This is a genomic window from Micromonospora sp. AMSO12t (assembly GCF_008806585.1).
Lineage (GTDB): Bacteria > Actinomycetota > Actinomycetes > Mycobacteriales > Micromonosporaceae > Micromonospora > Micromonospora reichwaldensis.
Window position 1 is genome coordinate 1 of record NZ_WAAS01000339.1, and the last position, 5,949, is coordinate 5,949.

At 75.2% G+C, this 5,949-nt stretch carries 6 protein-coding genes and 1 pseudogene; 3 read left to right on the forward strand and 4 right to left on the reverse strand.

Annotated features, from left to right (window positions below; all coding sequences use genetic code 11):
- From F6X68_RS29720 to F6X68_RS29735, 4 genes are all read right to left on the reverse strand, one after another.
- On the reverse strand, nt 1-228 hold a 228-nt coding region (locus F6X68_RS29720), incomplete at its 3' end, for a CbiX/SirB N-terminal domain-containing protein (protein WP_225852507.1).
- 125 nt (nt 229-353) lie between these two features.
- On the reverse strand, nt 354-1,139 hold the full coding sequence (locus tag F6X68_RS29725) for a phosphoadenylyl-sulfate reductase (protein WP_151457354.1): 786 nt from the start codon (nt 1,137-1,139) through the stop codon (nt 354-356).
- Nucleotides 1,136-1,294 carry an IS1 family transposase gene (locus F6X68_RS29730; protein ID WP_121399684.1) on the reverse strand — a complete coding sequence of 53 codons (159 nt, stop codon included), beginning with the start codon at nt 1,292-1,294 and terminating at the stop codon, nt 1,136-1,138. Before F6X68_RS29730 ends, F6X68_RS29725 begins: the two co-directional genes overlap by 4 nt.
- Nucleotides 1,295-1,364: 70 nt before the next feature.
- Complete coding sequence (locus F6X68_RS29735; RefSeq protein ID WP_151457355.1) at nt 1,365-3,080, reverse strand: nitrite/sulfite reductase; 1,716 nt, start codon at nt 3,078-3,080, stop codon at nt 1,365-1,367.
- Between the two features lie 345 nt (nt 3,081-3,425).
- Between F6X68_RS29735 and F6X68_RS29740 the strand changes: the two genes are divergently transcribed.
- The 3 genes and pseudogenes from F6X68_RS29740 (at nt 3,426) to pcaF (ending at nt 5,844) form a co-directional block, all read left to right on the forward strand.
- Nucleotides 3,426-3,893, forward strand: coding sequence for a hypothetical protein (locus F6X68_RS29740; protein ID WP_151457356.1), 468 nt, complete (start codon nt 3,426-3,428; stop codon nt 3,891-3,893).
- A gap of 316 nt (nt 3,894-4,209) precedes the next feature.
- Nucleotides 4,210-4,635 (forward strand): annotated as a pseudogene (locus F6X68_RS34500) (glycosyltransferase family 39 protein); the annotation flags it as partial.
- 18 nt (nt 4,636-4,653) lie between these two features.
- Nucleotides 4,654-5,844 carry a 3-oxoadipyl-CoA thiolase gene (gene pcaF, locus F6X68_RS34505; protein WP_225852508.1) on the forward strand — a complete coding sequence of 397 codons (1,191 nt, stop codon included), beginning with the start codon at nt 4,654-4,656 and terminating at the stop codon, nt 5,842-5,844.
- The last annotated feature ends 105 nt before the right edge of the window (nt 5,845-5,949 follow it).

Consider the following 5,949-nt stretch of genomic DNA (forward strand, 5'->3'; position numbering starts at 1 on the left):
CGCCGTGAGCAGCAGCGGCACCAGCACGGCCCGGGGGTGCCCGGCGGCGGCCAGGTTCCGCAGCACGGCCGCCGGTCCCGGCTCGGTGTGGTCCAACCAGCTCGCCAGCACCGGCGTGCCCGGCCGGGCGGCCGACACGGCCCGGGCCAGCGCCCGGGTCGCCTCGGCGGCCCTCGGGTCCCGGCTGCCGTGGGCGACCAGGACCACCGGGTCGGCCACCTCCGACAGCCCGACCGGCCGCCACGACCCGGGCGCTCCTGACGGCCCGGCCGGTTCCGACGGCCCGGGCGCCCCCGACGCGGGAGAGCCCGGCCCGGACGCCCCCGACGCGGGAGAGCCCGGGACCGGCCCGGTCAGACGTGCAGGCCGCACTCGGTCTTCTCGAACATCGCCCAGCGGCCGGCCCGGGGGTCCTCCCCCGCCTTCGTGCGGCGGGTGCAGGGCCAGCAGCCGATCGAGCCGTAGCCCTGCTTGAACAGCTCGTTGACCGGCACGTTCCAGCGGGCGACGTAGGCGTCCACGTCGGCCTGCCGCCAGGCCGCGATCGGGTTGACCTTGACCTTGCCCCGGCGCGCGTCGAAGGTCACCACCGGCGTGTTCGCCCTGGTCGGCGACTCGTCCCGGCGGAGCCCGGCGGCCCAGGCGTCGTAGCCGGCGAGCGCCCGCTCCAGCGGCTCCACCTTGCGCAGCTGGCAGCAGTCGTCCGGAGCCTTGTTGAACAGGCGCGGGCCGTACTGGCCGTCCTGCTGGCCCACGGTCAGGCGCGGCCGGATCGAGCGCACGTTCACCGGCAGCGTCCGGGCCACCTCGTCGCGGACCCGGAGCGTCTCCGGAAAGTGCAGTCCGGTGTCGAGGAAGACCACGTCCACCCCCGGGGCGACCCGGGAGACCAGATGGGCCAGCACGGCGTCGGCCATCGAACTGGTGACGCAGAACCGGGCGCCGAAGGTCTCGGCCGCCCAGCGCGCGATCTCCAGCGCCGGCGCGCCCTCCAGGTCCCGGCCGGCCGCCTCGGCCAGCGCGCGCAGCTCGTCGGGGCCGCGCCGGGCCGCGTCGGCCGGAGCCGGGGCGCCCAGGCCGACCAGGCCCAGGCCCGTCGCCGAGACGAGACCGGGCCGGTCGCCCGTGCCCCCGCTCACCGGGCCACCGCCCGGCCGAGCAGGCCGGTGAACTTCACCGTGAACACCCGGGCGCACGCGTGGCACTCCCAGGCGCCGTGGCCGGCCTCACTCGGCCGCAGGTCCTCCTCGCCGCAGTACGGGCAGTACAACGGCGCGGAACGGGTCTCGCTCATCGCGTCACCTCGCTTCGCTCGGCACCGCGACGAGGCCCCACGGCACCCCTGGTTCGCTCGCTTCGATCGCTCATCGGAGTTCCTCCTCGTCGACCCTGATCACCCAGTTGGCGAACGTCTCGCCCGTCTCCCGGCCGGCCAGGTAGCGCCGGGCCAGCCGCTCCACGTACGCCGGAAGCTCCTCGGCGGTGGTCTTCAGACCGCGCAGCTTGCGGCCGAACCCGGCCGTCTGTCCCTCGGCCATGCCGAGCCCGCCGCCGAGGTGGACCTGGAAGCCCTCCACCTGGCGGCCGTCCGGGCCGACGACGAGCTGGCCCTTGAGGCCGATGTCGGCGACCTGCGTGCGGGCGCAGGCGTTGGGGCAGCCGTTGAGGTGGATGGAGATGTCGGCGTCGAAGTCGCGCAGCCGCTCCTCCAGCCGGGCCACCAGCTCCTCGCCGCGCGCCTTGGTCTCGACGATGGCCAGCTTGCAGTACTCGATGCCGGTGCAGGCCATCGTGCCGCGCCGCCAGGCCGACGGCTGCGCCTCCAGGCCGATCCCGCGCAGCTCGCGCACCAGCGAGTCGGTCCGCTCCGGCGCCACGTCCAGCACCAGCAGCTTCTGGTACGGGGTGAGCCGCACCCGCCCGCTGCCGTGCGCCTCGACCACGTCGGCCAGGCGGGCGAGCTGCCCGCCGGATACCCGGCCCACCACCGGGGCAGCCCCGACGTAGTTGCGCCCGTCGCGCTGCGGGTGCACCCCGATGTGGTCCACCGGCCTGTCGGGCAGCTGCGGGGCCGGGCCGTCGAGCAACGCCCGACCCAGGTACTCCTTCTCCAGCACCTCGCGGAACTTCTCCACGCCCCAGTCGGCGACCAGGAACTTCAGCCGGGCGCGGTTGCGCAACCGGCGGTAGCCGTAGTCGCGGAAGATGCCGACCACGCCCGCCCAGACGTCCGGCACCTCCTCCAGCGACACCCAGACGCCGAGCCGCTTGGCCAGCATCGGATTCGTGGACAGGCCGCCGCCGACCCAGACGTCGAAGCCCGGCCCGTGGTCCGGGTGGTCCACCCCGAGGAAGGAGATGTCGTTCGCCTCGTACGGGGTGTCGACCAGCCAGGAGATGGAGGTCTTGAACTTGCGCGGCAGGTTGGAGTACGCCTTGTCGCCCACGTAGCGGCGGACGATCTCGTCGACCGCCGGCGTCGGGTCGAGCAGTTCGTCGCGGGCCACCCCGGCGACCGGGCTGCCCAGCACCACCCGGGGGCAGTCGCCGCACGCCTCGGTGGTCTGCAGGCCGACCGACTCCAGGCGGCGCCAGATCTCCGGCATGTCCTCGACCCGGATCCAGTGGTACTGGATGTTCTGCCGGTCGGTGATGTCGGCGGTGTCCCGGGCGAACTCGCGGGAGATGTCCGCGACCACCCGCAGCTGCGCCAGGCTCAGCTCGCCCCCGTCCACCCGGACCCGGAGCATGAAGAACTCGTCCTCCAGCTCGTGCGGCTCCAGCACGGCCGTACGGCCGCCGTCGATGCCCGCCTTGCGCTGGGTGTAGAGGCCCCACCAGCGGAAGCGGCCACGGAGGTCCTGCGGATCGATCGAGGCGAACCCCTGGTGGGCGTAGATGTTCTCGATCCGGGCCCGTACGTTCAGCGGGTCGTCGTCCTTCTTGATCCGCTCGTTGGGGTTGAGCGGCTCGCGGTGACCGAGCGCCCACTGACCTTCACCTCGGGGCCGGCGGGGAGTCCGGGCCGGTCGGGGGGACGTCGGGTCCCCGGCCCGGGCCGGGATGCTGCTGACCGCCATGGCGGCGTCCTCCGTTGTCTGCGGTGCCTCGGGAACACGCAAGGCGCGCGGCCGACCCGTCGGAACGGGCTGGCGACAACGGTGTCGGAACAGCCGGCGCGCGGCGCGCCCGAGACAGAGTGGTCGGGCGTCGTCAGTGGGCCGGACAGATCGCGCTGCGCACGCGGCCGTAGTCGACGTGGCGACGAGCCACGAAGCGGCGGACGACAGCGGCGGTCATGGAGGTCATGCTGCCACACCCGACGGGGGCCGGCCAACGAGTGCGTGCGGGATCCCACATCACGGGCCACACCCCGACCACCGCCGATGCTAGGCTCCGCCGCCACCCGAACGGAGGAAACCCCCATGACCGACCCGCACGCCGACCCCGCCCCGACGGGCACCGGGACGACGACCGCCCCGGCCGCCGGCCCGGATCCCCGGCGTCGGCGTCGCGTCGTGGTGGTCGCCGCCGCCCTGCTCGGGCTGCTTCTCGTGGGGGCCGGCGCCGTGGTGGCGTACCGGAGCTTCGCGTCGCCCGCCGACGAGGACAGCGGGGTACGCGCGTGCCGCTCCAGCGGGGTGCTGCTGCGCGGTGAGCAGGGGCCCGTCGTGCCCCGCGAGAAGCTGGTGGAGCTGACCGAGCTCTTCCAGGCCTCGGCAGACCCCCAGCTCGCGAAGGTCGGGGTCACCATGGTCGGTCAGGTGGAACGGGTGCAGCGTCTACGCGGCGAGACCGGGCCGGGGGCCGAGCTCTACCGGCAGACGCTGCGCCAGATCCTGCCCGATTTCGTGGCGGCGTGCGGGAAGCACGGGGTCACGGTCGAGGGCTGACGCCAGCGCCCGATCGGCGGATCGGCGCACCGGACGGCCGGACTGTGTGACGCTGCGGTATGTGACCGGTTCCGCTGACCCGCCCGGCGACCGCGTCCCGCCGGTGCGCGAGGCGGTGAGCGGGACGGATCGCACGGGCCGGCTGATCTGGATCGGGCCGAGCCTGGCCACGCTGGCCGTGGTGCTGACCGGGATCGACCACGCGCAGCCGTGGCGCGACGAGCTGGCCACCTGGAGTGCGGCGAGCCGGTCCCCCGGGGACCTGGTCCGGCTAGCCGGCACCATCGACGCCGCCACCAGCCCCTACTACCTGTTCATGCACGCCTGGGTGGCCGTCTTCGGCGACTCGGTGACCGCGCTGCGGCTGCCCGCCGCCCTGGCCATGGCCGCTACGGCCGGGCTGACCGCGTTCCTCGGGCAGCGCCTGCTCGGCGCCCGGGCCGGGCTGCTCGCCGGGCTGCTCCTCGCGGTGCTCCCGGGCACCTCGCGGTACGGCCAGGAGGCCCGCCCGTACGCGCTGGCCACCTTCCTGGCGGTGCTGGCGACTCTGCTGCTGGTCGAGGCGACGGCCCGACCCCGGTGGACGCGCTGGGCCGGGTACGCCGTCGCCGTGGCCGCGCTCGGGCTCACCCACCTGGTCGCGCTCACCCTGCTCGCCGCGCACGCGGTGGCGGTGCTCGCCACCCGCCGTACGGGGCCGCCGAACCGCCCGCTGCGCTGGGCGCTCGCCCTGCTGCCCACCGTGCTGCTGCTGACCCCGCTGGTGCTGCTCGCCAGGGAACAGCGCTCCCGGCAGCTCGGCTGGGTGGATGCCGTCCGCCCCGACGACCTGGCCGCGCACGTGATCCGCGAACTGGTCGCCCGACACCCGTCGGTGGACTGGGCGCGGGTGGACGACGTGATCCTGGGCTGCGCCAACCAGGCCGGCGAGGACAACCGCAACGTGGCCCGGATGGCGGCGCTGCTCGGCGGGCTGCCCGAGGAGGTGCCCGGCAGCACGGTCAACCGGCTCTGCGGCTCCGGCCTGGACGCCCTCGCCACCGCGGCCCGCTCCGTCGTGGCCGGCGAGGCGGACCTCGTGGTGGCCGGCGGGGTGGAGAGCATGAGCCGCGCCCCGTTCGTGATGCCGAAGGCGAGCACCCCGTTCTCCCGCACCGCCGAGGTCTACGACACCACCATCGGCTGGCGGCTGGTCAACCCGCTGATGAAGAAGCACTGGGGCATCGACTCCATGCCGGAGACGGCGGAGAACGTCGCCGCCGCGTACGGCGTCGGCCGCGCCGAGCAGGACGAGTTCGCGTACCGGTCGCAGCAGCGGGCCGCGAAGGCGCAGGCCGACGGCCGCTTCGCCGAGGAGATCGTGGGAGTGACCGTGCCGGCGGGGCGGCGCGAGACCAAGCTCGTCGAGGTCGACGAGCACCCCCGGGAGACCTCGCTGGAGAAGCTCGCCGCGCTGCCCACCCCGTTCCGCGAGGGCGGCACGGTGACCGCCGGCAACTCGTCGGGCGTCAACGACGGCGCGGTGGCGCTGCTGGTCGCCTCCGAGGCCGCCGTGGCCCGCTACGGCCTCACCCCGCTGGCCCGGGTCGCCGGCGCCGCCGCGGCCGGCGTACCGCCGCGGGTGATGGGCGTCGGGCCGGTGCCGGCCACCCGGAAGCTGCTCGACCGCCTCGGCCTCGGCCTCGACGCGGTCGACGTGATCGAGCTGAACGAGGCGTTCGCCGCGCAGTCCGTCGCGGTGCTGCGCGAGCTGGGCCTGCCGTCCGACGCCGAGCACGTCAACCCGAACGGCGGGGCGATCGCGCTCGGGCACCCGCTCGGCGCCAGTGGCGCCCGGCTGGCGCTGACGGCCGCGCTGGAGCTGCGCCGCCGGGGCGGCCGGCGGGCGCTGGCCACCATGTGCGTCGGCGTGGGGCAGGGCATCTCGCTGCTGCTGGAGTCCGCCGGCTGACCCGGGGTCGGCCAGGGCGCCGCCGCTGCCCGCCCGGTCCGGGGGCTCCGATGCCGTGGGCGACGAGGGCTTGTCACCGGCGGGGGCGGAGCCGTGCCGGCGGGC